The organism is Pengzhenrongella phosphoraccumulans, assembly GCF_045689905.1.
GTDB classification, from domain to species: Bacteria; Actinomycetota; Actinomycetes; order Actinomycetales; family Cellulomonadaceae; genus Pengzhenrongella; species Pengzhenrongella phosphoraccumulans.
The window spans coordinates 4,663,631-4,687,282 of sequence record NZ_CP144210.1 but is presented as its reverse complement, the minus strand read 5'-3'; the positions used below and the strand labels follow the sequence as shown (position 1 = coordinate 4,687,282).

Genomic DNA, 23,652 nt, shown 5'->3' with positions numbered 1-23,652 from the left:
GGCCCCGTAGCGGGTCAGGCCCGACCGGTGAGGACGACCCCGTTCTCGTAGGCGAGCATCACGAGCTGGGCCCGGTCGCGGACGCCCAGCTTGGTGAGCAGGTGGCTGATGTGGGTCTTGGTGGTCGCGTAGCTGATGAACAGGTCGGTGGCGATCTCGGCGTTGGAGCGCCCGTGCGCGACCGCACGCAGCACCTCCACCTCCCGTCCGGTCAGCACGTCGAGGCCGATCTGGGTCGCCGGAGCGACGGGGGACTGGCGCACGAACGCCTCGATCAGGCGGCGGGTGACGGTCGGCGCGAGCAGGGCCTCGCCCCCGGCCACGACCCGGATCGCTGTCAGCAGCTCGTCCGGGCGGGTGTCCTTGAGCAGGAACCCGCTCGCACCGGCCCGGATGGCAGCGAAGACGTGCTCGTCCAGGTCGAACGTCGTCAGGATGAGGACGCGGGTCGCGGTCGCCGGGTCGGCCAGCAGGGTGCGGGTGGCGGTCAGCCCGTCGGTGCGGGGCATCCGGATGTCCATCAGGACGACGTCGGGCCGCGTGCGGCGCACCAGCTCGACGGCGGCCGCCCCGTCGGCCGCCTCGCCGACGACCTCCATGTTGGGCTCGAGGCGGAGCAGCAGCGCCAGGCCGCTGCGCACGAGCGCCTCGTCGTCGACGACCGCGACCCGGATCATCGCCGGCTCGCGTCGTAGGGGAGCCGCGCGGTGACGCGGTACCCGCCCCCGGGTCGAGCGCCGGTGCTCAGGGAGCCGCCGAAGACGGCGACCCGCTCGCGCATGCCGAGCTGGCCGTGGCCGCTGCCGGGGTGTGCGCGGGGGCCGGGATCGGCCGACCCGTGGCCGTCGTCGACGACGTCGATCACCACCGCCTCGGGCTCGTACCGCACCGTGACCCGGGCACGGGCGGGGCCTGCGTGCTTGACCACGTTGGTGAGCGACTCCTGCACGAGGCGGTAGGCGGTCAGGTCCAGGGCCGCCGGGATGTGGTTGCGGTCTCCCTCGACGCGCAGGTCGACGGGCACGCCGGCCGCGGTCAGCTCGGCGGCGAGCTCACCGACGGCGTCGAGCCCGGGGGTCGGGCGGTAGCCGGCGTCGTCGTCCGGGTCGCGCAGAGCGCCCAGGATGCGACGGATCTCGGCGAGGGCGGTCCGGCTGCGCTGCGCGACCGCGACGAGCGCGGCCTTCGCCTCGGCCGGATCGGCGTCGATGACGTGCGCGCCCACCCCTGCCTGCAGCGCGATGACCCCGAGGGAGTGGGCCAGGACGTCGTGGAGCTCTTGGGCGATGCGCAACCGCTCGTCGGCGACCGCGCGCCCGGCCTCCTCCGCCTGCGCGCGCTCGGCGAGCTCGGCCCGCTCGCGCAGCAGCGTGAGCGTCCGGCGGCGGTAGTGCGCGCTGCGCCCGAGGGCGAAGGCGCCGATGAACAGGGCGGCGTTCGTGGCGAGGTCGCCGAACCGCATCTCGTGGGGGGAGACGAGCATCACGGTCACCATGAGGACCACGACCGACCCGGCGCCAGCGACGACGACGCGGCTGCGCGACCAGGCGGCCACGGAGTAGGCCGCGAGGAACAAGCCGGACCCGATCACGGCGATGCTGTAGCCGAGCGAGGTCATCGCGATCGCCGGGATCGAGGCGACGAGCAGCACGGCGAGCGGGGCCCGCCGGCGCCATGCGTAGGGCAGGGTGCCCGCAGCGAGCAGGACGTAGAGCGTCGCGTCCGGGGCCCGGTCCCGCGGGCCGGGAACCGCGGCCGACACGACGGCGCCCGCGAAGAGCAGCCCGGCGAGCAGGGAGTCGAACGCCACCGGGTGCTCGCGGTCGATGTCCCGCAGGCGCGCCCAGATGGAGTTCACGCAAGCGACGCTAGTCCGCTGGGCGGCGCCGGCCGTCAGCCTTCAGACCTACCCGGCCGTGCCTCCGTGGACCGATCGGGGTCGGGGCGGTCGGGCTCGGGACGGCGGCGGGGTTCGGCCCGGGGCCCGATGACCGCACGGCGGGTGACCGTCGAGGCTGGGGACGAACCCGCACCCCACCGAGGAGATCTGACCATGAGCACGAATACCGCGCCGACGCACCGGGGACGAGCGTCCGAGACGGACCCGGGTGGTCCGGCGCAGCTCGCCGCGTCCGGGGGCGGCTCGTTCGGGTTCTGGCTCGCGGCGCTCGTGGCGCTCGTCGGGGTTGCCACCGCGGCCGTGTGGGCGGTTGCCGGGGTCCTCGACCAGACCCAGCAGCCGGCCGGGTTCGTGCGCGCGGACGTCCCGGGGTCGGTGTCCGTCGTCCTGACCCAGGTCGGTGCGCACGTCGTCTACTACGAGGGTGGTGCACTGGAGGGTGGTGACGACCGGGCCGCGCTCACCGCGTCCGAGCTTGTCGTCACCGGGGCGAACGGCGCCACCGTCGACCTGCGCCCGTACCCCGGCGACCTGCGCTACGACGTGCCGGGCCGTCCCGGTGCGCTGGGCACGGCCATCGCTGTGTTCGACGCCGACCGCACCGGCCCGTACACCGTCGAGACCCAGGCCACCGCCGCCGACCCCGACGCCCGGCTGGCCGTAGGCGACGACCTCGCACCGGCCACGGTCCGTGCCGTCGTCCTTCCTGCTCTCGCCGCACTCGTCAGCGTCCTGGCCGCGATCGCGCTTGCCGTGCGGACCTGGACCCGTCGCAACCGGAGGTTCCCCTCGTGATATCCGTCCGCCATCCCCTGGCCCGCCGGTTCGGGGCTCGCACCGCCGCTGGCCTCGCCGTCCTCGCCACCGGGCTCGGCCTGGGGCAGGTCATGCCCCGCGGGCCGATGACGTCCGGTCAGTCCCTGACCGCGCTCGGCCTCGCCCTGGCCGTCGGCGGCCTCGCGGGGTGGGCATGGCGCACGCGGTGGACGGCGCTGCTCACTCCTGTCGCGTTCGCGTCGGTGTTCGAGCTCTCCCGGCTCGGGACCGTCGGTCCCAGCGTCGGCGCGATCCGGTTCGACAGTGTCTTCGGGATCGTCGCGTTCATTGCCGGGCGGGGCTTCGACGCCGTCGGAATTCTCGCGCCGATGGCCGTCGCCGCGGTGTGGGGGGCGGCGCTCGAGCGGCGGCAGACCCGCGCCGGCTCCGGCGCCGCACCGGCCGGCTCGCGCGCCGGGCGCATCCTGCGGCGCGGGGCGCTGGGACTGGCGAGCGCCGTCGTCGTCGTCCTCGTGGTCGGGCTCGCTCGTCCCGCGAGCACCGAACCGATCATGGGGCCCGACGGCGAGACGGTGGCGGGCAGCATCGCCGAGCTGGTGAGCGTCCCGATCGGCGGGCACGACCAGGCGATCATGCTGCGTGGCCGCGACTCCGGCGCGCCGGTGCTGCTCTTCCTCGAGGGTGGTCCGGGCGGGACCGCCGTCGGATCGATGCGTCAGGTGGGTCAGGGCCTCGAGGAGGACTTCGTGGTCGCGACCTGGGAGCAGCGCGGCACCGGAAAGTCCGCCGCGGCGCTCGAGCCGGCCGCGACCCTGACGGTCGACCAGGCCGTGCGCGACGCGATCGAGGTCAGCGAGTACCTGCGCGACCGGTTCGACCAGCCGAAGATCTACCTCGTGGGCAGCTCGTGGGGCACCATCCTCGGGGTGCGCGCCGCCCAGCAGCGGCCGGACCTGTACGCCGCCTACGTCGGCACCGGGCAGATGGTCGACCCGCAGGAGACCGACGAGCTCATGTACGCCGAGTCGGTCGCCTACGCGCAGCGCGTGCGCGACATCGCCTTCGCCGACCAGCTGACCGCGATCGGACCCCCGCCGTACACCGACATGCTCGCCTACCCCGTGGCGATCGCGTCCAACCCGGACTGGGACGCCTTCACGCCGGGGCCGGGCTCCAGGCGGGCCGCGGACTACCCCGTGAGCCTGTTCACCGCGGAGTACACCCTCACCGAGCAGATGCGGGGGATGGCGGCCATGGTCGACACCTTTGCGCTGCTGTACCCCCAGCTCCAGGGGACGGACTTCCGCCACGACGTGCCCCGGCTGGAGGTGCCGGTGTTCCTCGTCGAGGGTGCCCACGAGGCGCCCGGCCGAGCTGTCTTGGTCCGCGAGTGGTTCGCCACCCTCGAAGCCCCGGCGAAGACTCTGGTGACGTTCGCCAGCTCGGGCCACACCCCCCAACTAGACGAACCCACCCACTTCGCGACGTACATGACAGAAGTCCTCCACCAATCCACCCCCCACTAGTCCCACTCTGTCGCCGAACTCGGAGGTTTGCCTCGAACTCGCACACCCCGGTGTCCGAGTTCGAGGCAAACCTCCGAGTTCGCGGGGCCGTGTTCTGCCGGGGGGAGGGAGGAGGAGGGGAGAGGAGGGGAGGTGCGGAGGGGGTAGGTTTATGTTGTGTCTATGTTGAGTACCGCGCCGTCCGTTGCTGAGATCGCCTATCGGTTCGTGAAGGATCTGGTCCTGAACGATCGGGTCGCGGGCGGCTCCATGATCACCGAGGGGGAGATCGCCGGGCAGCTCGCGATGAGCCGCACGCCCGTGCGGGAGGCGTTCCTCCGCCTCGAGGCGGAGGGGTGGTTGCGGCTGTACCCCAAGCGCGGCGCCGTCGTCGTGCCGATCGCCGCCGGGGAGGCGCACGCCGTCGTCGACGCGCGGCTGCTGCTCGAGGTGCACGCAGTGGAGTCCCTGACCGACCCCGAGCAGCGCGCGCGGCTGTGCGCCGCTCTCGAGGACCTGATCGCGGCACAGAGCGAGGCGCTCGACCGCGGCGATCTGGTGGGCTACTCCGACCACGACACCGCCTTCCATCTCGCGATCGTCGCCGCCGGGGCGAACCCGCTGCTCACGAGCTTCTGCGTGTCGCTGCGCGAGCGGCAGCACCGGATGACGGCGAGGTCGTTGTGGCGCGACGTCGATCGCGCCCGGGGGTTCGTGCGCGGGCACGCCCGGCTGGCCGCCCTGATCGGTGCCGGCGACGCGCGTGGCTTCGGCGACGAGCTGCGCGGTCACCTGCGCGACGCCCACCTGTCCGAGCGCGCCGCCGACGCCGCGACCCTGTGACCGGCGACCCCGTGACCGACCCTGTGACCCCTGACCGGGGGACCGCCACGTCCACATCCCGCCGGCCGTGGCTCGCCGTCGGCGCCTCGATGTTCGCGATCGCCTGGGGCGGCAACGAGTTCACTCCGCTGCTCGTGCTGTACCGCGACGTGAGCCACTTCTCCGCGGTCACCGTGAACCTGCTCCTGGGCGCCTACGTGCTCGGCATCATCCCGGCGCTGCTCGTCGGGGGCCCCCTGTCCGACCGCTACGGCCGGCGCCCGCTGCTCCTGCCCGCCGCCCCGCTCAGCCTTGCCGGGTCGCTCGTGCTCGCGTTCTGCGCGCAGTCCCCGCTCGCGCTGTCCGCGGGACGCGTCCTGAGCGGACTCGCGCTCGGTCTGGTGATGGCAGTCGGGACCACCTGGATCGTGGAGCTGTCCGCCGATGACCCGGATGCGGGCGCGGGTCCGCGGCGCGCGTCGATCTCCCTCACGCTCGGCTTCCTCGTCGGCGCCGGCGTCGCCGGGGCCCTCGCGCAGTGGGGTCCCCGACCCACGGAGACGGCGTACCTGGTGCACATGGCGCTCACGCTCGTGACCGGGCTCTGGCTGCTGAGTGCACCCGAGACCCGCGTGACCGAACCGGTCCGCGCGCGAGGCACGCTCCTGGCCGACCTGCGGGTGCCCGCCATCGCGCACGGGCGCTTCCGCCGCGTCGTCGTCCCGCTGGCGCCGTGGGTGTTCGGGTGCGCGGGCAGTGCGTACGCCGTGCTCCCGGGCCTGATGCGCACGCACTCCGGCGGCCTGCCCATCGCCTTCTCGGCGTTGCTGACGGTCCTCACCCTCGGGTGCGGGGTCGGCATCCAGGTGCTCGGCCGCGCGATCGACACCCACCGCAGCGCACGGGCGTCCGTGATCGCGCTCGTGATCATCGTCGTCGGCATGGGGCTCGGCGCGGTTGCCGCCGCCGCGCTGACGCTGGCGCTGGCCCTCGCCGCTGCGGCCGTGCTCGGCGCGGGTTACGGAGTCGCCCTCGTCGCGGGGCTCAACGAGGTGCAGCGCATCGCGGGCCCGGACGACCTCGCCGGGCTGACCGCGGTCTACTACTCGCTCGCCTACGTCGGTTTCTTCATCCCGGCGGTGCTCGCGGTGCTGGCGCCGCGCTGGAGCTACCCGCAGATGTTCGGCGTGGGCGTCGTCGTCGCCCTCGGCTGCCTCGCGGTGGTGGCGTCGGGCTGGCGCGCCCACCTGCCGACCCGCGATCGCGGTCGAGGCTGGGCCGTCACGCCCTGAGTCCCGAGTCCCGTCCCCGACGGCGCCCGCCCCGCCTCAAGCCTCGTGCCCGACGGCGACCGCCCCGCCCGCGCCGGGCCCCCGCCGCGGCGCCGGTGGTCCGACGGCCGCCGTCGGTACGCTCTCCCGGTGTTCCAGAGCCCTGACCTGACGTCGCCCGCGAGCGAGATCCTCGCGACCCTGGCGCAGTGGTCACCGCAGGCGCCCGCTCAGCGTCTCCTGAAGGCCGAGTACGAGGTCTTCCTGCGCGAGCGACGGGCGTCGGCGCTCGACCGCGACGGCGGTCCCGAGCACCTGACCGGGAGCTGCTTCGTCCTGACCCCCGACCTGTCCGCGGTGCTGCTGTGCTTCCACCGCAAGGGGCAGTTCTGGGTGCAGCTCGGCGGTCACATCGAGGCCGACGACGCGTCGGTCGCTTCGGCCGCCCTCCGCGAGGCGTGCGAGGAGGGCGGCATCACCGACCTCACTCCGTTCAGCGACGTCCCCGTGGACGTCGACCGGCACGCCCTGAGTGGCAGCTTCGGGACCTGCCGGGTGCACTGGGACGTGGGCTACGTGGCCTACGCCGACGCGGACGCCGTGCCGGCCGCCAGCGTCGAGAGCGAGGCCGTCGCCTGGTTCGCCGTAGGCGCGTTGCCCGCGCAGGTGCCGCCGGGCTTCCCCGAACGGCTGCGCACGATCCTCGACGAGCTGGCGGCCCGCCGGGCACGCTGACCCGCCGTCACTCGCTCGCGCACCGGGCCCGCGTCCTGGTGAGCTACTTCTCCTGCCATTGCCACCAGGTGCCGCAGGTGTCCGGGGTGAAGCCGATCGCGTAGTAGAACGGCTGGTCGGAGCCGACGTAGGCGACCTTCGCCCCTCGAAGCCCGCAGCGGTGGGTCGCCTCGAGCACGACGGCCCGCCCGAGGCCGAGCAGGCGGTGGTCGGGGTCGGTGCACACCGGCTCGACGAGGGCGTAATCGGTTCTCGGGTCGAGCCAGACGCCGCAGTACGCGGCGTACTCGCCGTCGGGCGCGATCGCGACCATGTTGAGGGCGCGGTCGAGGTGCGGGCCCGACACGCTGGTCCGACGTTCTTCGATCACCGCCGGGGTGGTCACCGGCTGGTCGGGGTTGTGGAAGCCGCGGTGCAGCACGCGGTTGAGCCGGTGCAGGTCGCAGCCGTCCGCGAGACTGGCGAGCCGATAGCCCGGGGGAAGCTGGTACGACAGGTCCCCGGCCAGGTCGATCGCGGAGTTCGGTTCGCGGTCCGACGTGCGGGTCAGGCCGTGCGCGGCCGCGACCTGCTCGAGCTCGTGGTCGGAGTCGTTGACGAGGACGCGGAGCACCCCGTTGCGGACGAGGTGGGTCGTCGCCCACCGCAGCAGATCCGGGTAGAGCCACGCGTGCCCGGCGTCGGTGAGCAGCCAGGCGAACCCCGTGTCGGTCTCGTAGGTCACCACGGCGACGATCGCGCCGTCGTCCTCCCAGACGCCGATCTGCGGCAGGGCCGTGGCGTCGAGGTAGGGCAGGGAGAACATCCACTCCCACCGGCCCCACAAGAAGCCCGGCGTGGCGAGCCGGTCCTGGTTGATTCGAACGAGAAACTCTCGCACGCGCTGAAAATCGTCAGAGAAACCCGTGGAACCGGCGTAAGGCCGGATTACTACTGTCACTTCATCGCCTCAAGGGCCCATCATGCGCGGCGCTCGCTGCAACGAGCTTTGTCTCCACCGTATTACCGCCGTCCAGCGAATTACCAGGGTGACAAACGGTTGACGTCGGCGAACCGGGACGTGTCGCACACGTCGAGCGGTTCGCCCCGCTCTACCGCCGCTTTCCGCAGGTGAACCTCGAAACTGACGCGGCCGGGCAGGTCGCGACGGAGTCGGTTTCGCTCAGCGTCTCCGACGTCGTCGCAATACTCGCGAATCGCGAGGCGGTCGTCTTGTGTCATGACTGCCTTTGTGGCAGAACTGAAAGCAACCTATTTCGCGGCTACTTCCTCGAGTCTTCTCGTCAGGTTGTCCGATGCCGCAACAAGCGGGTTGTAGGCGATGGCGTCGAGGTTGTACTCGAGGTAGGCAAACTCACCGTCTGTGCCGGTGCCGGTGCCGGTGGTGTGCCAGTGGCCCTCCCCGTAGGTGGCCAGCCGCCGGGTGCCGAAGCGGGCGTAGTCGCGCACCGGCGTCGACCAGGGTTGCGGCGTCAATGACCCGTCCCGGGAGGTGCTCATCCGGTCGTCCGAGACGAAGTCGACGAGGTCGCCGTCGTCGAAGACGAGGTCGGCGGTGACGGTCTGCGCGCCGTTGGTGAAGACGCCGCGGACGTGGTGGTCGTCGAGGGGTTGCCAGGTGATCGGTGCGTCGATCAGCGCCGCGGGGGCCAGGATGCACAGGTCGTTGAACAGCGTCACCGTCTCGGCCCGGTCCATGTCGGGACCGGCGGCGTTGACCATCGGCACCATCGAGCACACCTTGACGCGCATGGTGGCGGTCGGGCCGACCAGGACGTGCAGGACGTCGACCGGCAGGCCGAGCATCGTGGCGTCCATCCAGAACAAGCGACTCGGCGCGCTACCGAAAGTGTTGATCTGCTCGCCGGTGTACGTCATCCAGCGCGCGGTGGCACTCGAGCGGATCCGGCCGTGGATGCGGGCGTGGACGGACACGACGCGGGGCTGGCCCACGGCCCCGGACCGGCGGACATGCTCGGCGACGAGGTACGGCAGGTGGGCCAGGTCGGCCTCGGTCACCACGGCGCCGGCGCCCGTTGCGGGGCGGGGCGCGCCGAGCGCGACCGCGGCCCGGCGCTGGTACTCGGCGCGGTAGCTCGCCGGGCCGCGGGAGGCGAGGGCGTATCCCAGGGCGACCAGGAGCAGGAGGTTCGCCACCGTGCCGGTCCGGGCGTCGTCCCACGACGTGACGATCACGGCCTGGGAGAGCACGACAGCGACGGTGCCGACCACCCACCACCGTCGATTGCGCGCGGCGAGCAGCACCCCGGCGGCCACGACGACCGCCGCGGCAGCCAGCCAGGCGACACCCATCGCCGGGCTGATCGGCTCGGGCAGGGCAGCCACCTCGGCCCAGCCCAGTCCCTTGGCCGCGCCGAGCAGGTGGATCAGGCCATGCCCGACCACCACCGCGACGACGAACCACCGCACCGCGCTCCTCATCGGAGCACCGCCTGGTCGTCGCGGGACCGGTCCGCCTGGGAGAGGCGGATCGAGGCGACCAGGGCGATCGCTCCGGTGAGTAGGTACAGGCCCTGCAGCCAGCTGAAGCCCTCGACGAGGAGGGTCTCGCCGAGGATCCAGCCGACCATGACGGCACCCGCCGCGGAGCTGATGACGAGCGCCCGCCGCCAGTGGGCCAGCAGAGCGGTCGCCCCGAGCGACGCGGTCCCGCCGATCACCACGGCCAGGAAGATGCCGGGGATGACGAACGATTCGAACGGGGTGTGACGGAGCAGGTCGATGGGGACGCCGAGGCCTCCGACGATCAACGCGATCCCACCGCCCACCGCCGAGACGGCGTTGAACAGGTGGAGTCCGACGACGGTTCGTCGCGTGGCTGGCATGGAGTGCGCCTCGGGTCTCTGGTGGCTGGTGCGCGGTCGGGTGGTGGTCACGTTGATGCCTCAGTCGGAGGAGACGGCGTCGAGCACGGGCAGGTGGGCGGCGCGGGACGCGGGCCACAGCGCCGCAAGGACCCCGACGACGGCGGCCAGGGCCACCATCCCGGCGAGCTGCGCCCACGGGATCGCGAGCGTGGTCAGGCCGACTCCAGTGAACACTCCAGGCAGCGCCGCCGCTACGGCCACCCCGAGGGCGACGCCGACGACGGTGCCGAACACAGCGGTCAGGATGGACTCGATGGTGATGATCCCGGCGAGCTGAAGCCGGCCCAGGCCGACGGCGCGCATGAGGCCGATCTCGCGGGTCCGCTCGATGACGCTCAGCGCCAGGGTGTTGACGATGCCGAGGATCGCGATCACGATCGACAGCCCGAGCAGCGCGTACAGGATCACCAGGATCTGGTTGACCTGGTCGGCCAGCGCGGCGGCGAAGTCCTCGGAGTCGAGCACGGAGAGCACGACGTAGGGGGCGGCGACGCCGACGAGGTCGGCACGCAGCGCGGCCGGTGTCGTGCCGGGGGCTGCGGTGATCAGGAGGTCCTCGATGGTGGTCTGGGCGGGTTCGACGACCTGCGCGAGCAGGTCGTCGGACGCGATGATCGGGGAGCCGATCAGTTGGGTGTCGACGATCGCGCCGATCCGGGCGGTGGTGGTGGCTGTGGCGGTGGTGAACGACACCTGGTCGCCGAGCGACCAGCCGCGCTCGGTGGCGGTGTCGTTCTTGACGGCGATCTGGCCGTCGGCGAGGGTGTCGAGCGAGCCGGCGACGGTGTCGATGGCGACGCTGCGACCGAACGCGGCCGGAGCGATACCGACGACCATGGTCGGGCTGTCGGGCGAGGCGGTCTCGCCCGGTCCGGCGGCGATGGCCGGTCCGTAGCTGAGCACGTCGAGCGCGGCGACCGAGTCGAGGCTGCGGACGTCCGCGACGGCGCCGAGCGGCACGCTGCCGGTGGCGGACTGGATGGAGAAGTCCGAGGTCCACCCGGCGTCGACGATGGACTTCGTGGAGGCGGTGGCGGATGCGGCCAGGACCGAGACGGCCCCGACCAGGGCCATGCCGATCATCAGCGCGCCGGCGGTGTTCGCGGTGCGCCGCGGGTGGCGGATCACGTTGCCGCGGGCCAGGCGGCCCAGCGGCCTGACGGCGGCGACGAACACCGCGGCCAGGACGCCCAGGGTGTGCTTCGCGATGACGGGCGCCAGGAGCAGCACCCCGACGACCAGACAGAGCGCACCCAGGCCGAGCAGCGTCGCGCCGTTGGACTCTGGTGCGACCAGGGCCGAGATCAGACCGGCCACACCCGGCACGACGACGAGTAGGCCCGCGATCGTGCGGGTCCGCAGGGACTTCTCGGTCGCGGTGGCCTCCCGCATGGCCTCGACCGGAGCGGTCAGTGCGGCGCGGCGGGCGGGCAGGGCCGCGGCGGCGACGCTGACGACGGTGCCGATGACCAGCGAGATGACGACGGTGGAGGTGTCGAGAGGGATGGACCCGGACAGGTCCATGCCGACCATCTCGAAGCCGATGCGCAGCAGGGAGACCAGGCCCAGCCCGGCGGCGATCCCGAGGGCGGAGCCGACCAGGCCCACGACGGCGGCCTGGGTCAGGATGGAGGCGAACACCTGGCTGGGGGACGCGCCGATGGCGCGCAGCAGGGCGAACTCGCGCATCCGCTCGCGCACCGACATGGAGAACGTGTTGGAGATGATGAATGCCCCCACGAAAAGGGAGATCCCGGCGAAGATCAGCATGAATGTCGCGACGAAGCCGAGCTGGCCTTCGATGTCGGTGCGCGCCTCGGTGCGCATTGCGTCTCCGGTCAGGGCCTGCGCTGGGGCCACCTTGTCGCCGGCCAGGACGGGGGCCAGGTCCGCGACCAGGTCGGCCTCGGACACGCCCGGTTTTGCGTAGACGCTGATGGTGGGCACCATGCCGTCCGGGGCGTAGGCCGCGGTCGCGGTCGCCACGTCGAGGTACACGATCGTGGCGCCGGCCATCGGGCCGTTCAGGGACACTTCGCCGACCACCTGGACTTCCTGGACCAGGCCGGCCACCACGGCCTTGGTGTGCTCGCCGACGGCCAGCCCGGAGGACTCCAGGGTCGCTGACTCCAGGGCGATCTCGCCGGGCCCGGTCGGGGCGTGGCCGGCGTTGAACTTGACGGTGTCGTCGGGGTGCAGAGCCATGGCGAAGCTCGGCGACCGGGTGGACTGCACCGCTGTGCCGTCTGCGCCGACCAGCACGATCGGGCCGGAGATGTCGGCGAACGCGTGCGCGACGCCGTCGACCCCTTCGAGGGTGTGGGCAAGGGAGGCCGGGATGGTGTTGCGGGTCTCACCCGTGGTGCCGGTCGTGCTCAGACCGGCGGCGGGCTTCGCACCGCGCACGTACATGTCGGCGGGCATGGACGACTCCACGATCCCGTCGAAGGTCGAGCTCATCATGGTGCGCAGCGAGAACGTGCCGGCCACGAATGCGACTCCGAGGGTGACGGCCAGGACGGACAGCAGGAACCGGACCAGGTGTGCGCGGATCCCGCGCAGCGCGACGCGGCCCATCAGGCACCGACCGAGGTGAGCTCACGGGCGGTGGCGGCGTCGACGGCGCTGAGGGACCCGAGGACCTCCAGGACGGACGCCTGGGTCGGGTTGGTGAGCTCGGCGACCAGCTTGCCGTCGGCGAGGAACAGCACCCGGTGGGCGTAGGCCGCCGCGCGCGGGTCGTGGGTGACCATCACCACGGACTGGCCCAGGTCGTCCACGCTGCGGCGCAAGAATCCGAGCAGCTCGGTGGCGGACGTGGAGTCCAGGTTCCCGGTGGGCTCGTCGGCGAAGATCACCGCGGGCCGCGCGACCAGGGCGCGGGCGCACGCCACGCGCTGCTGCTGGCCGCCGGACAGCTCGGACGGGCGGTGGTTCAGCCGCTTCTCCAGGCCGACGGCGGCCACGATCGCGTCGAACAGGGTGCGGTCGACCGGGCGACGCGCGATGTCCAGCGGCAGGGTGATGTTCTCCGCCGCGGTCAGGGTCGGGACCAGGTTGAACGCCTGGAAGATGAACCCCAACCGGGTCCGGCGCAGCTTGGTGAGCTGGCGCTGGTTCATCGACCCGACGTCCTGGCCGTCGATGACGACGGTGCCCGCGGTGACCGTGTCCAGGCCGGCCATGCAGTGCATCAGGGTCGACTTGCCCGACCCGGACGGGCCCATGATCGCGGTCAGCTCCCCGCGGACGAAGTCCACGTCGATGCCCGCCAGGGCCTGCACCGCGGTGTCACCGGTGCCATAGGTCTTGACCAGCCCCCGCGCCGAGGCGATCGCCGACGTCGTGGTAGCCGTCTCGGCAGCGGTGCTGGGAGGGGTGGTGGTCACAGTGCTGGTCATGCTGGTCCTGTCTGAGGGGTGGTGGATGGTGCACGGGGGAGGGGACGAGGTGAAAGTGGGCGTGCGGGATCCACGCGCGTGCTGTCGTGTGCGGGTGCTGCGATGCAGCGGTGTGGAGCGGTCGGGTTCTCAGCCGGCGGCGGCGCCATAGCGGGCGAGGACCAGATCGACGGCCGTGCGGGCGTAGCCGGGCTCGATGGGCTCACCGGTGATGAGCAGGCTGAAGTACAGGGGGCCGACGAGCGTGTTGAGCACGAAGCTGACATCGGTCTGCCCGGAGAGCTCGCCGCGGGCGATGCCACGTTCGATGGCGGCACGCCACTGAGCCTGGTTGGGCTTGATGACCAGGTCGCGGTAGCTGGCGGCGAGCACCGGATCAGCGGCCATCTCGGCCACCAGGCCGGGCAGCACGCGCCCGAGCGGCGTGTGGGTCAGGGTGTCGATGAGCTGTTCGGTGAGGGCGAGCAGGTCGTCGGCGGCGCTCCCGGAATCGTTGTCCTTGCCGGGGCGCATCTGCGTGACCATCGCCTCTACGACGAGCTGGGACTTCTGCGACCACCGCCGATAGATCGCCGGCTTGCTCACCCCCGCCCGACGCGCGACCTCCGCCACGGTGACGTGGACGTAGCCGACCTCCGAGAGCAGCTCGACCGTGGCCCGCAGGATCGCGCTGTCCATGTCCGGGTCGCGGGGACGACCACGGTCACTTCCACGACCACCCGGGCGGCGCGGCGCCAACATTTCGGACATCAGGACCAACTCTCTATTTGCGGCTCTGGCCGTAACGTAACAGAGGTTGGCGTGTTCCGCAACTAGCAGTTACGGAACAGGGCGTAGTGATGATGGCTGACGTCAGTCCGGGTGGAATCGCAGGGCACGGACACGACCGGGCAGGTCGGGGTCATCGACGATCTCTCGTCCCTCGAGCCAGGACGAGATGACGTGCGCGAGCTCACCGGGGTGGCTGAAGTTGATCGCGTGGGCGGCGCCCTCGATGAGGGCCACGGTGACGTGGTCCGGCACCAGGTCACCGACCTCACGCACCCGGTGCGGGGGAGGCATGAGGGGATCGCGGCTCCCGAGGATGGCCAGGGCCGGCACCGGTGTGCGCACGAGTCGCTCGAGCGAGGGGAACCGCATCAGCTCGCTGAACAGGTTCAGGGCGTTGACCGGGCCGAAGTGCACGTAATCCGGGACGGCGACCCGGGCCATCCGGGGGTCCTCGCGCGGCCCGTCCTTCGCGAGCTGCCCCACCGCGCGCCGCAGCGGCTGGTTGTAGATCCCGCCGGCGGGGGACACGAGGACGAGGCGGTGCACCCGCTCGGGTGCGGCGTGGGCGATCTCGAGGCTGATCGGGCAACCCATGGAGTTGCCGATCAGAACCACCTTGTCCAGCTCGAGGCTGTCGAGGATGGACATCAGGGCGTGCGCGAGGGCGGGGATGCCGAGCGTGTGGTCCCAGCGCTCGCTGCGGCCGTATCCCGGCAGGTCGGGAACCACGTTCAGGCCCTGGCCCGTGAGCAGACGCGCCGTCGGCATGAGGTAGGAGCCCGAGATGGCGAAGCCGTGCACGTGGACGAGGGGGACGCCGTCGACGTCGGGTCCGCGGCGGTAGAAGACGCGGTGGCCCTCCACCGTGAGTGACTGCTCGGTCCACCCGTCCGCGTCCGCGGGGGAAGTCCCGGGCGCGTCGTCCGTGAGCGGGTGGTCCCGTGCACGGGGGTCTCGGCGGATCGTTGCCGGCAGTCGGAGCGACGGCGCCATGGCTGGCCTCCTGGAGACGAGGCGCCCGACCCGTGGTGGAGGGCAGGTCGTCTCCGGGTGGGGCTGCATCTCGAGACAATCGGAGTGGGGCCACCTCTGCCTCATCCCGATGGGATGGTCCGGGCGAGCCTGCTCGGGCCGTTCCGCCGCTCGTGCGGTGGCACAGGTCGATGCGCGCGAGGAACGTGGGCCTCTGGCAGCTTCGCGAAGAACAACGAGGCGAAGGCGGTGGACGTAGGTGCGCCATGCGGTGTGGTGGCTGCAGGACTATGCCTATGTCGTCTACTGGCAGGTGCGCGCGCTGATCACGCGGGCCACGGCGGAGCAGCTCGAGGCGCTGGCGAGCCCGAGGGCCCCGACAGTCGTGATGCTCCCTGGGGTCTACGAAAGCTGGCAGTTCATGCGGCCCCTCGCGCTCGCGCTCTTCCGGCACGGGTATCCGGTGCACGTCGTGCCGGCCCTCGGGTTCAACACCGGCCCGGTGCCCGACATGGCGCGCCTGGTCGCCGCCGACCTGGCACGGCACGACCTTCGCGACGTCGTCGTCGTCGCCCACAGCAAGGGCGGCCTGATCGGCAAGTACGCCATGGTGAGCGGCGACCCGGACCGCCGGATCAGTGCCCTGGTGGCGATCAACACCCCGTTCGCCGGGTCGCGCTACGCGCGGTGGATCCCGCTCGCGGCGGTGCGGGCCTTCGTCCCGACGGACGCGACCCTGGAGGCCTTGGCGGTCGACGAGGCGGTCAACGCGCGCATCACCTCGGTCGCGACGCGGTTCGACCCCCACATCCCCGGCGGGAGCGAGCTCGCGGGTGCGACGAACGTCGAGCTGGCTACGCCCGGGCACTTCCGTGCCCTCGGCGATGCGAACCTGATCCCCGTGATCCTCGCGGCGCTCGACCGCGCTCGGCGGCCCTGATCCCGGCCGTCAGGCGCGCAGGGCTTCGCGGAGCTTCATGCGCCCGCCGGTGTGCAGCACGCCGCGCTGGTAGACGCGGGCCGCGAGCCACACCAGCCCGGGGATCGTGGCCGCCGCGATCGCGAGGGCGAGCGGCATCTCCCACGGCTGGAGGGCGCCGAAGGCATCGCGCACCGGCATCATGAACGGCGCGAAGATCGGGATCTGGGACAGCACCCGGACCAGGGTGCTGCTGGGGTCGTTCGGGACGAGGAACATCGTCGTGTAGAACGGGATGAACAGCAGGAACAGCAGCGGGGTGGTGACCGAGCCGATGTCCTCCTGCCGGGACACGAGCGCGGCGAAGCCACCGAAGAGCAGGGCGAAGATCGCGTACCCCATGAGGAACCACACGATCAACGAGACCAGCGCCGAGCCGATGTTCACGTTCAGGTCCAGACCGCCGACCCCGAGCGACAGGGCGGCCAGGGCCAGCGAACCGCCAAGCACGAGGACCTGGAACAGGCCGTAGATGCCGATACCCAGAACCTTGCCGGCGAGCAGCTGGCTCGGCCGGATCGTGGCCAGCAGGATCTCCACGACGCGGGAGGTCTTCTCCTCCACGACGCCCATCGCGATCATCGAGCCCGAGCCGATCAGGGCGCCGAAGAGCACGGAGATCATGGCCATCGACACGCCGAACGCGGCGTCGTCGAACGTGGTGCTAGCTTCACCGACCGCCTCGAGGTGCGGGACGGCGTCGGCCTGCGCGCGCGCGAAGGCGGTGGGGTCCCCACCGAGGTCGCTGATCTGCGTGGCGGTCACGTAGGACTGCACCGCCTGGTTCACGGTCTCCTGCACGACGGCGTCCGGGTCGGACCCGACGAGCATGCGCGGCGCGGCGGGGTCGCCGTCGAGGAAGGCCTCGATCGGCTTCGCGCTCTCGTCGGAGCCGTCGAGCGCGGCGGTGGCGTCGTCCGCGGTCATGGTGACGAGCTCGAGCTCGATCCCGCGGGCGGCCGCCGCGGCCTCGAGCGGGGGTCGCAGCGCGTCGGTCTCCTGCGCGACGGCGATCAGGCTGACGTCCGGCGCGCTGTCGCGGCCGAGGAAGTAGTTGCCCACGATCGCACCGGCGGCGATGACGACCACCATGACCACCATCGAGATGATGTTGGCCTTGGTGAGCATGCGGGTCTTGATCTCCCGCTTGGCCACCATCCAGACCACGCGCGCGCTGCTCATGCCGCCACCTCTGCCCGGTCGCGCTGCGGTCGGGACGGTCGGTCGTCGTCGGCCCCGCCCGCCTTGTCGGCCGAGACGATGTCGCGGAACAAGTCGGTCAGTGTCGGGCGGACCGGGCTGAACTCGCGCACGGCGCCGAGCGCGAGTGCGACGCGTAGGACGTCCTGCTCGGTACCGGCACCGGCGGCGGCGGCCGGGTCGGCGTCGGCGAGCTCGACCAGGACGGCGCCCGGGCGGGTGGTGAGCGGCTGGACCCGCACCCCGGGCACCGTGCCGATCGCGGCCAGCACGGCGGGCGTCTCGGCGTCGACGTCCAGCAGCCATTGCAGGCGCTCGGTGGTGCGCAGCTCGGCGATGGTCCCCAGCGCCTGCATGCGACCGGCCTGGACGATGCCGACGCGGTCGCACAGGCGCTCGACCAGGTCGAGCTGGTGGGAGGAGAAGATGACCGGGACGCCGGCGTCGGCCCGCTCGCGCAGCACCGCGCTCATGATGTCGACCGCGACCGGGTCAAGCCCGGAGAACGGCTCGTCGAGCACGAGCACGGCCGGGTTGTGGATCAGGGCCGCGGCCAGCTGGACCCGCTGCTGGTTGCCCAGCGACAGCTTCTCGACGTTGTCGCCCCGCCGGTCGCCCACCCCGAGGCGATCGGTCCAGCGATCGACCGCCTCCGCGGCGTCAGCCCGGGGCATGCCGTGCAGCTCGGCGAGGAATCGCAGCTGCTCGCCGACCTTCATCTTCGGGTACAGGCCGCGTTCCTCGGGCATGTAGCCGAACTGCCGACGGCTCTCCAGATCGAGCTCGGCCCCGTTCCAGCGGACTGTGCCGGCGTCGGCCGCGAGCACTCCCAGCATGATGCGCATGGCCGTCGTCTTGCCTGCTCCGTTCGACCCGACGAAACCGAAGATCTCCCCGGCCTGCACCTCGAACGTCATGTCGTGCAGTGCCTGGACGGTGCCGTAGGCCTTGGACACGTGGTCGATCTCGAGCACCCCCGTGCCACCGGGCTCGCGATCGGACGGGCGGTCGGGGGTTCGCCGGGTACGCATGTCGCGCAGTATGGCGCGGTCACTGTGTCAATGGGAAATTGACACGTCGCCGCCGGCTGGAACCTGTTGGGCGGTAATCGGTTGCCCGAGGCAACTAAGCAACGTATGGTTGCCTCAGGCAACGATCTGAGCACGCTCTCGGCTGCCGACCGGACCGGCGGGGACGCCCGGAACCCAGAACCACGATCGAGAGTGCGTATGAGCCCCCTGAGCACCACGTCCCAGTCCAGCGCGATGTCCCACCGTGAGGTGCTCGAGGCCCTCTCCGGGCTCCTGCTCGGCACGCTCGTGTCGATCCTCGCGACCAGCGTGATCTCGTCCTCCCTGCCGCTGATCATCCGCGACCTGCAGGGGACCCAGTCCGCCTTCACCTGGGTCGTGACGGCCACCCTGCTCACGACGACGATCTCGACGCCGATCTGGGGCAAGCTCGCCGACCTGGTGAACCGCAAGCTGCTCATCCAGCTCGCGCTCGTCATCTCGGTGGCGTCCTCGGCCGTGGCCGGGTTCTCGGGCTCGGTCGGCATGCTCATCACGATGCGGGCGTTCCAGGGCATCGGGGCGGGCGGCGTCACCGCGCTGGGTGCCGTGCTGATCGCGGACATCATCTCCCCGCGCGACCGTGGTCGATACATGGGGCTGATGGGCTCGGTGATGGGGCTCGGCATGGTCGGCGGCCCGCTCTTGGGTGGCGTCATCACCGACGGTCCTGGCTGGCGCTGGAACTTCTTCGTCGGTCTGCCCCTCGCGATCGCCGCGATCATCGTGTTGCAGAAGACCGTGCACCTGCCGACGCGCGTGCGCCGGATCGTGCGGATCGACTACGAGGGTGCCCTGCTGCTCTCGGCCGGGATCGCCGGCCTGCTCCTGTGGGTGACGTTCGCCGGGCGGTCCTTCGAGTGGGCCTCGTGGCAGTCCGTCGCGATGCTCGGCGGGTCGCTCGCGGCCCTGGCCCTGGCGGTCTGGGTCGAGTCCCGCGCCGTGGAGCCGATCATCCCGTTGCGACTGTTCCGCAACCGGACGCTGGTCCTGTCCGTGATCGCCAGCGTCGCCGTCGGCGTCGCGCTGTTCGGCACGTCGGTCTTCCTGAGCCAGTACATGCAGATCGCCCGGGACAAGACGCCCACCCAGTCCGGTCTGCTGACCGTGCCCATGGTCATCGGCCTGCTCGTCTCGTCCACGATCAGCGGTCGCATCATCAGCTCGACGGGTCGCTACCGGCGGTTCATGATCGCCGGCGCCGTCGTGCTGACCGCCGGCCTCGCACTGATGGGCACGATCGGGTACGACACCAACCTGTGGCTCGTCGGGGCGTACATGTTCGTCCTGGGCGCCGGGGTCGGGATGCTCATGCAGAACCTCGTGCTCGCGACCCAGAACACCCTCGCCCAGCAGGACATGGGTAGCGGCACCGCGACGGTGGCGTTCTTCCGCACCCTCGGCGGCGCGGTGGGGGTCTCGGCGCTCGGTGCCGTGCTCGCCTCGCGGATCACGACACTCCTGCTGCGGGGTCTCACGGAGCTGGGGATCGACCCGGCCTCCCTGGGGTCGGGCACCAGCGCGATCCCCGACGTCCAGTCGCTGCCCGCACCCATCCGCACCGTGGTCGAGGCCTCCTACGGGACGGCGATCGCCGACCTGTTCCTCCTGGCCGTCCCCCTGGGGCTCGTCGCGCTCGTCGCCGTGCTCTTCCTGCGCGAGGTGCCGCTCGGGACGCGGTCCGGGCTCGAGCAGCGCCGCGCGGCCGAGCTCGAGCTCGAGCTAGCCGCCGACGCCGCGCCGTCGGCCGCCATGGTCGGAGCCGAACGGTGACCGACGACGTCGCCGACCCGTACCCGTCGGTCGAGCGCGAGCTCGGGCTGCTGATGCGCCGCGCGCGCGCGTCCGCCGCGGCGGTGTCCGCGCGGGTGCACCCGGACCTGGACGCCGGCGCCTACCCGCTGCTCGTCCACATCGCCCGGGTCCCCGGTGTGCGCGGCTGCGACCTGGCGACGCACGTCGGCGTCGGCCGGGCGACGATCTCCCGCCAGCTGCACCGCCTGGTCGAGCTCGGCCTGATCACGCGCAAGCCCGATCCGCACGACGCGCGCGGTCAGCAGCTCGAGCTGACCCCCGAGGGCACGCGCCTCGTCGCCGATGCGGGTGATGCGCGCCGGAGCTGGCTGCACGCGGCGCTCAACGACTGGACGGCCGACGACGTCGCCACGCTCGCCTGGTCGCTCGGCCGCCTCAACGAGGCGCTCGACGGTGCCGCCCGGCGGGCCTAGTCCGGGATCGCCGTTCGCCGCTCGTTCCGAGGCCCGCTCAGCTGAGCACCTCCCTCGCGCCCTCCAACGCGATCCTGTCCTCGGTGGGGGGCGTCTGACCCCTCGCTGCGGGTCGGAGCGGGCACACTGGCGCCATGAAGTACTTCGAGGTGCCGGGTGTGGGTCGGGTCAGTCGGGTCGGGTTGGGGACGTGGCAGTTCGGGTCACGCGAGTGGGGGTACGGCCAGGACTACGCCGGGGGCGCCGCCGTCCAGATCGTCGAACGGGCCCTCGAGCTCGGGGTGACGCTGTTCGACACGGCCGAGGTCTATGCCCGCGGCGAGAGCGAACGGATCCTGGGCGACGCGCTCGGGGACGCCCGCTACGGCGCGGTCGTGGCGAGCAAGCTGTTCCCCCTGGCCCCGTTCCCGCCGGTGGTCCGGCGCCGGGAGGAGGCCAGCGCCCGACGGCTGCAGCTCGGGCGGATCCCGCTCTACCAGGTGCATCAGGCGAACCCGCTCGTGCCCGACTCGGTGATCATGCCGGGGATGCGCACCCTGCTGGCAGACGGGCGGATCGGCGGGGTCGGGGTCTCGAACTACTCGCTGGAGCGCTGGCGCAAAGCGGATCGCGCGCTCGGTCGGCCGGTGGTGAGCAACCAGGTGCAGTTCTCGCTCGCGCACGCCGGCCCGCTCGACGACCTGGTGCCGTTCGCCCAGCGGGAGAACCGGCTCGTGATCGCGTACAGCCCGCTGGCTCAGGGGCTGCTGGGCGGAAAGTACTCGGCCGAGAACCGTCCGGGTGGGGTGCGCGCGATCAACTCGCTCTTCGGCGAGGAGAACCTGCGCCGCGTGGCACCGCTGCTCGACACGCTGCGCCAGGTGGCCGACGCCCACGGGGCTCGGCCCGCGCAGGTCGCGCTCGCCTGGCTGCTCAGCCTTCCCCGGGTCGTCGTCATCCCCGGGGCATCCAGCGTCGAGCAGCTCGAGTTCAACGTCGCGGCTGCCGAGCTCGAGCTGGACGAATCGTCCCTGACCGCGCTCACCGCGGCGGCCAGGGCGTTCACCCCGGTCTCCGCGGCGTCCACGCTGGTCGGGGGACTTCGGGCCAAGGTGGGCCTCTAGTGCGGCCCACCCGACTGGTCACGGTCGATGACGCCCCGCTCCTGGCCGACGCGCTCCGCCGCAGTCGTGACTTCCTTGCGCCGTGGGAGCCGATCCGCAGCGATGACTACTTCACCGCCGACAGCCAGCGAGAGGTGATCCGCGTCGCGCTCGAGCAGCACGAACAGGGAACCTGCGTCCCCCAGGTGATCCTCGACGAGAACGGGCGCGTGGTCGGTCGCATCACGCTCAACGGCATCGTGCGCGGTGCGTTCCAGTCCTGCAGCGTGGGCTACTGGGTGGGCGCGAGCGACAACGGCCGTGGACTGGCGACGGCCGCTCTGCGTGACCTGGTCCGCATCGCTTTCGAGGACCAGGGCCTGCACCGGGTCCAGGCCGAGTCCCTGCTGCACAACGTCCGGTCCCAACGCGTGCTGGATCGCGTGGGCTTCACGCAGTACGGGGTCGCGCCGACCTATCTCAAGATCGCGGGCGAGTGGCAGGACTGCGCGCTGTACCAGCGGGTCAATCCGGCGCTCGTGTGACGGCGCCAAACCCCTCGATCTCGGCTCAATCGGTCGATAGCGCCCGGCGAGGGTCTGTCGAGGAAAGGCCGGGAACGACGTGTCACGGTCCAGGCGCGCAACGCGGTGGGGCTGGGCATCGCATCGGCGCGATCCAACCAGGTCGTGGCGCAGTAGTCGTCGTCCAGCAGTAGTCGTGCAGTAGTCGCGGCGCAGCAGGCGCTTCGGCTACAGGTCGCGGAAGCGCTCCTGGGCCGACTGGCGCGTTGTGCCGAGCGTGTCTCCGACCTGCTGCCAGGTCACGCCCTGCCGTCGCGCCTCGTGCACCGTCTGGCGCATCCGCAGATCTGCGGCGTTGAGCGCATCGCGGGCGTCCCGGATCGCCTGCAGGTGGCTCTCGTGGATCGTGTTCTCGTGGGCTGGATCGGCGTTGATCATGCGTCAAGGATAGCCTGACAAACGAGGGCATCCGTCAAGACCTTCCTGACGGATGCCCGTGGGTTTGCCGACCGGTGAGCCGGCGCCCGCGTCAGTGCCGGTGGTGCAGCTCGTGGGCGACGTCGGCGTCGGTGATCAGCCGCCGGTCGGAGACGTTCCAGGCATCGAGCAGGAGCGCCACGCCCCAGCCCGCGAGGACCTAGCCCGGCCAGAAGTACCCCATTCCGCGGCCCGATCTGCCGACAGACCTTCCGGTTCCAGACCCTGACCGAGATTCCAGGGTTCTCCCTGATGCGGCGCCGCCTGCCCTTGCTCCACGATGGTGTTACCAGCATTCCCCGACGCCTGCGGCGTCATCATCTCGTGAGGGCCCTCGTGAATTCTCGGTTCGTTCCCGTCCTGATCGGCTCGTTGGCGGTATCTGTGGCCCTCGCCGGCTGCGGAGGGCTGGCCCAGGATGTCGGCGCGACGGTCTCGATCGACCGTGACATCTCCGCGGTCTCGGCGGTCTCGTTGCGCACGAGCGGGGCGCTGACGCTGACGACCGGTCCGGAACCCGCGCTGACGATCACGGCCGGCGACAAGGTGATCGACAGCCTGACGAGCGAGGAGCGAGACGGGGTGCTCATCCTGGGTCGGGACGGTGCCCACTTCGGGAACGGCGGGCAGATCACCTACACCCTCGTGCTCCCGGCAGCGGACCTGGTCACTGTCGACGGGTCCGGCACGGTCGACGCCGAGCTGGGCGGGGCGACCTCGCTCTCGCTCACCGTCAACGGATCGGGTGACCTCGTGGCCCGGGGGATCGACGCGAAGAACGTGACGGTCGGGATCTCGGGCTCGGGTCGGGTGGACCTGACCGGCGACACCACTCGCCAGGTGATCACCATCGAGGGGTCAGGGGACTATCGCGGCGCCGGCCTGCACAGCGTGGACGCCGCCGTCACCGTCTCGGGATCGGGCGATGCGGACGTGCAGGCCACCGGGACGCTGGACGCGGTCATCACGGGCAGCGGTTCGATCGCCGTGACCGGCGGGGCCGCTGTCACGCGCCATATCAGCGGCTCGGGCAGCGTCGACGAGGGCTAG

General features: G+C 71.7%; 23 protein-coding genes. 11 read left to right on the top strand and 12 right to left on the bottom strand.

What is annotated here, in order from left to right; genetic code table 11:
• Positions 1 to 14: 14 nt before the first annotated feature.
• Both VTA80_RS21710 and VTA80_RS21705 read right to left on the bottom strand, forming a co-directional pair.
• Complete coding sequence (locus tag VTA80_RS21710; protein ID WP_407343139.1) at positions 15 to 677, bottom strand: response regulator; 663 nt, start codon at positions 675 to 677, stop codon at positions 15 to 17.
• Positions 674 to 1,858 carry a sensor histidine kinase gene (locus tag VTA80_RS21705; RefSeq protein WP_407343138.1) on the bottom strand — a complete coding sequence of 395 codons (1,185 nt, stop codon included), beginning with the start codon at positions 1,856 to 1,858 and terminating at the stop codon, positions 674 to 676. Before VTA80_RS21705 ends, VTA80_RS21710 begins: the two co-directional genes overlap by 4 nt.
• Before the next feature lie 195 nt (positions 1,859 to 2,053).
• Here VTA80_RS21705 and VTA80_RS21700 point away from each other — a divergent pair, with 195 nt between their 5' ends.
• The 5 genes from VTA80_RS21700 (at position 2,054) to VTA80_RS21680 (ending at position 7,010) form a co-directional block, all read left to right on the top strand.
• On the top strand, positions 2,054 to 2,695 hold the full coding sequence (locus VTA80_RS21700; protein ID WP_407343137.1) for a hypothetical protein: 642 nt from the start codon (positions 2,054 to 2,056) through the stop codon (positions 2,693 to 2,695).
• The gene (locus VTA80_RS21695) at positions 2,692 to 4,203 is read left to right on the top strand and encodes an alpha/beta fold hydrolase (protein ID WP_407343136.1); all 1,512 of its coding nucleotides are present in this window, start codon (positions 2,692 to 2,694) and stop codon (positions 4,201 to 4,203) included. The genes VTA80_RS21700 and VTA80_RS21695 overlap by 4 nt, the downstream gene beginning before the upstream one ends.
• A gap of 162 nt (positions 4,204 to 4,365) precedes the next feature.
• A complete protein-coding gene (locus VTA80_RS21690) occupies positions 4,366 to 5,025 on the top strand; it encodes a GntR family transcriptional regulator (RefSeq protein ID WP_407343135.1) in 660 nt (219 codons plus the stop codon).
• 11 nt (positions 5,026 to 5,036) lie between these two features.
• Positions 5,037 to 6,296 (top strand): MFS transporter, encoded by a 1,260-nt coding sequence (locus VTA80_RS21685; RefSeq protein ID WP_407343134.1) that lies wholly within the window; start codon positions 5,037 to 5,039, stop codon positions 6,294 to 6,296.
• A gap of 129 nt (positions 6,297 to 6,425) precedes the next feature.
• Positions 6,426 to 7,010: an NUDIX hydrolase gene (locus VTA80_RS21680; RefSeq protein ID WP_407343133.1), complete on the top strand. Its 585-nt coding sequence runs from the start codon at positions 6,426 to 6,428 to the stop codon at positions 7,008 to 7,010.
• 43 nt (positions 7,011 to 7,053) lie between these two features.
• Here the strand turns inward: VTA80_RS21680 and VTA80_RS21675 are convergent, their stop codons facing one another.
• The 7 genes from VTA80_RS21675 to VTA80_RS21645 form a co-directional block, all read right to left on the bottom strand.
• Complete coding sequence (locus VTA80_RS21675) at positions 7,054 to 7,890, bottom strand: GNAT family N-acetyltransferase (protein ID WP_407343132.1); 837 nt, start codon at positions 7,888 to 7,890, stop codon at positions 7,054 to 7,056.
• Positions 7,891 to 8,261: 371 nt separating this feature from the next.
• Positions 8,262 to 9,452, bottom strand: coding sequence for a DUF6544 family protein (locus VTA80_RS21670; protein ID WP_407343131.1), 1,191 nt, complete (start codon positions 9,450 to 9,452; stop codon positions 8,262 to 8,264).
• Positions 9,449 to 9,856 carry a hypothetical protein gene (locus VTA80_RS21665; protein ID WP_407343130.1) on the bottom strand — a complete coding sequence of 136 codons (408 nt, stop codon included), beginning with the start codon at positions 9,854 to 9,856 and terminating at the stop codon, positions 9,449 to 9,451. The genes VTA80_RS21670 and VTA80_RS21665 overlap by 4 nt, the downstream gene beginning before the upstream one ends.
• Before the next feature lie 60 nt (positions 9,857 to 9,916).
• Positions 9,917 to 12,475, bottom strand: coding sequence for an ABC transporter permease (locus VTA80_RS21660; protein ID WP_407343129.1), 2,559 nt, complete (start codon positions 12,473 to 12,475; stop codon positions 9,917 to 9,919).
• Entirely contained in the window at positions 12,475 to 13,299 is an 825-nt protein-coding gene (locus VTA80_RS21655; RefSeq protein ID WP_407343128.1) for an ABC transporter ATP-binding protein, read from the bottom strand. The genes VTA80_RS21660 and VTA80_RS21655 overlap by 1 nt, the downstream gene beginning before the upstream one ends.
• 129 nt (positions 13,300 to 13,428) lie before the next feature.
• Complete coding sequence (locus VTA80_RS21650) at positions 13,429 to 13,977, bottom strand: TetR/AcrR family transcriptional regulator (protein ID WP_407343127.1); 549 nt, start codon at positions 13,975 to 13,977, stop codon at positions 13,429 to 13,431.
• 174 nt (positions 13,978 to 14,151) lie between these two features.
• Positions 14,152 to 15,063 (bottom strand): alpha/beta fold hydrolase, encoded by a 912-nt coding sequence (locus VTA80_RS21645; RefSeq protein WP_407343126.1) that lies wholly within the window; start codon positions 15,061 to 15,063, stop codon positions 14,152 to 14,154.
• A 238-nt stretch (positions 15,064 to 15,301) separates the two neighbouring features.
• On the opposite strand from VTA80_RS21645, the gene VTA80_RS21640 reads away from it, so the two are divergent.
• Positions 15,302 to 15,982 (top strand): esterase/lipase family protein, encoded by a 681-nt coding sequence (locus tag VTA80_RS21640; RefSeq protein WP_407343125.1) that lies wholly within the window; start codon positions 15,302 to 15,304, stop codon positions 15,980 to 15,982.
• Between the two features lie 9 nt (positions 15,983 to 15,991).
• Here the strand turns inward: VTA80_RS21640 and VTA80_RS21635 are convergent, their stop codons facing one another.
• Both VTA80_RS21635 and VTA80_RS21630 read right to left on the bottom strand, forming a co-directional pair.
• Entirely contained in the window at positions 15,992 to 17,203 is a 1,212-nt protein-coding gene (locus VTA80_RS21635) for an ABC transporter permease (RefSeq protein ID WP_407343124.1), read from the bottom strand.
• Positions 17,200 to 18,252 (bottom strand): ABC transporter ATP-binding protein, encoded by a 1,053-nt coding sequence (locus VTA80_RS21630; protein WP_407343123.1) that lies wholly within the window; start codon positions 18,250 to 18,252, stop codon positions 17,200 to 17,202. The genes VTA80_RS21635 and VTA80_RS21630 overlap by 4 nt, the downstream gene beginning before the upstream one ends.
• A 198-nt stretch (positions 18,253 to 18,450) precedes the next feature.
• Between VTA80_RS21630 and VTA80_RS21625 the strand changes: the two genes are divergently transcribed.
• From VTA80_RS21625 to VTA80_RS21610, 4 genes are all read left to right on the top strand, one after another.
• On the top strand, positions 18,451 to 20,064 hold the full coding sequence (locus VTA80_RS21625; RefSeq protein ID WP_407343122.1) for an MFS transporter: 1,614 nt from the start codon (positions 18,451 to 18,453) through the stop codon (positions 20,062 to 20,064).
• A complete protein-coding gene (locus VTA80_RS21620; RefSeq protein WP_407343121.1) occupies positions 20,061 to 20,519 on the top strand; it encodes a MarR family winged helix-turn-helix transcriptional regulator in 459 nt (152 codons plus the stop codon). Before VTA80_RS21625 ends, VTA80_RS21620 begins: the two co-directional genes overlap by 4 nt.
• Before the next feature lie 134 nt (positions 20,520 to 20,653).
• Positions 20,654 to 21,622 carry an aldo/keto reductase gene (locus tag VTA80_RS21615; RefSeq protein WP_407343120.1) on the top strand — a complete coding sequence of 323 codons (969 nt, stop codon included), beginning with the start codon at positions 20,654 to 20,656 and terminating at the stop codon, positions 21,620 to 21,622.
• A complete protein-coding gene (locus tag VTA80_RS21610; protein ID WP_407343119.1) occupies positions 21,622 to 22,146 on the top strand; it encodes a GNAT family N-acetyltransferase in 525 nt (174 codons plus the stop codon). Before VTA80_RS21615 ends, VTA80_RS21610 begins: the two co-directional genes overlap by 1 nt.
• Positions 22,147 to 22,353: 207 nt before the next feature.
• Here the strand turns inward: VTA80_RS21610 and VTA80_RS21605 are convergent, their stop codons facing one another.
• Positions 22,354 to 22,563 (bottom strand): hypothetical protein, encoded by a 210-nt coding sequence (locus tag VTA80_RS21605; protein WP_407343118.1) that lies wholly within the window; start codon positions 22,561 to 22,563, stop codon positions 22,354 to 22,356.
• A gap of 375 nt (positions 22,564 to 22,938) precedes the next feature.
• Here VTA80_RS21605 and VTA80_RS21600 point away from each other — a divergent pair, with 375 nt between their 5' ends.
• Entirely contained in the window at positions 22,939 to 23,652 is a 714-nt protein-coding gene (locus VTA80_RS21600) for a GIN domain-containing protein (protein WP_407343117.1), read from the top strand.

What these genes read in the sequence shown, in the direction of transcription:
- VTA80_RS21605 (WP_407343118.1), bottom strand. Translation starts at nt 22,563, where the DNA reads ATGATCAACGCCGATCCAGCCCACGAGAACACGATCCACGAGAGCCAC.
- VTA80_RS21650 (WP_407343127.1), bottom strand. Translation starts at nt 13,977, where the DNA reads ATGGACAGCGCGATCCTGCGGGCCACGGTCGAGCTGCTCTCGGAGGTC.
- VTA80_RS21630 (WP_407343123.1), bottom strand. Translation starts at nt 18,252, where the DNA reads ATGCGTACCCGGCGAACCCCCGACCGCCCGTCCGATCGCGAGCCCGGT.
- VTA80_RS21670 (WP_407343131.1), bottom strand. Translation starts at nt 9,452, where the DNA reads ATGAGGAGCGCGGTGCGGTGGTTCGTCGTCGCGGTGGTGGTCGGGCAT.
- VTA80_RS21615 (WP_407343120.1), top strand. Translation starts at nt 20,654, where the DNA reads ATGAAGTACTTCGAGGTGCCGGGTGTGGGTCGGGTCAGTCGGGTCGGG.
- VTA80_RS21635 (WP_407343124.1), bottom strand. Translation starts at nt 17,203, where the DNA reads ATGAGCAGCGCGCGCGTGGTCTGGATGGTGGCCAAGCGGGAGATCAAG.
- VTA80_RS21660 (WP_407343129.1), bottom strand. Translation starts at nt 12,475, where the DNA reads ATGGGCCGCGTCGCGCTGCGCGGGATCCGCGCACACCTGGTCCGGTTC.
- VTA80_RS21625 (WP_407343122.1), top strand. Translation starts at nt 18,451, where the DNA reads ATGAGCCCCCTGAGCACCACGTCCCAGTCCAGCGCGATGTCCCACCGT.
- VTA80_RS21645 (WP_407343126.1), bottom strand. Translation starts at nt 15,063, where the DNA reads ATGGCGCCGTCGCTCCGACTGCCGGCAACGATCCGCCGAGACCCCCGT.
- VTA80_RS21700 (WP_407343137.1), top strand. Translation starts at nt 2,054, where the DNA reads ATGAGCACGAATACCGCGCCGACGCACCGGGGACGAGCGTCCGAGACG.
- VTA80_RS21655 (WP_407343128.1), bottom strand. Translation starts at nt 13,299, where the DNA reads ATGACCAGCACTGTGACCACCACCCCTCCCAGCACCGCTGCCGAGACG.
- VTA80_RS21710 (WP_407343139.1), bottom strand. Translation starts at nt 677, where the DNA reads ATGATCCGGGTCGCGGTCGTCGACGACGAGGCGCTCGTGCGCAGCGGC.
- VTA80_RS21665 (WP_407343130.1), bottom strand. Translation starts at nt 9,856, where the DNA reads ATGCCAGCCACGCGACGAACCGTCGTCGGACTCCACCTGTTCAACGCC.
- VTA80_RS21690 (WP_407343135.1), top strand. Translation starts at nt 4,366, where the DNA reads ATGTTGAGTACCGCGCCGTCCGTTGCTGAGATCGCCTATCGGTTCGTG.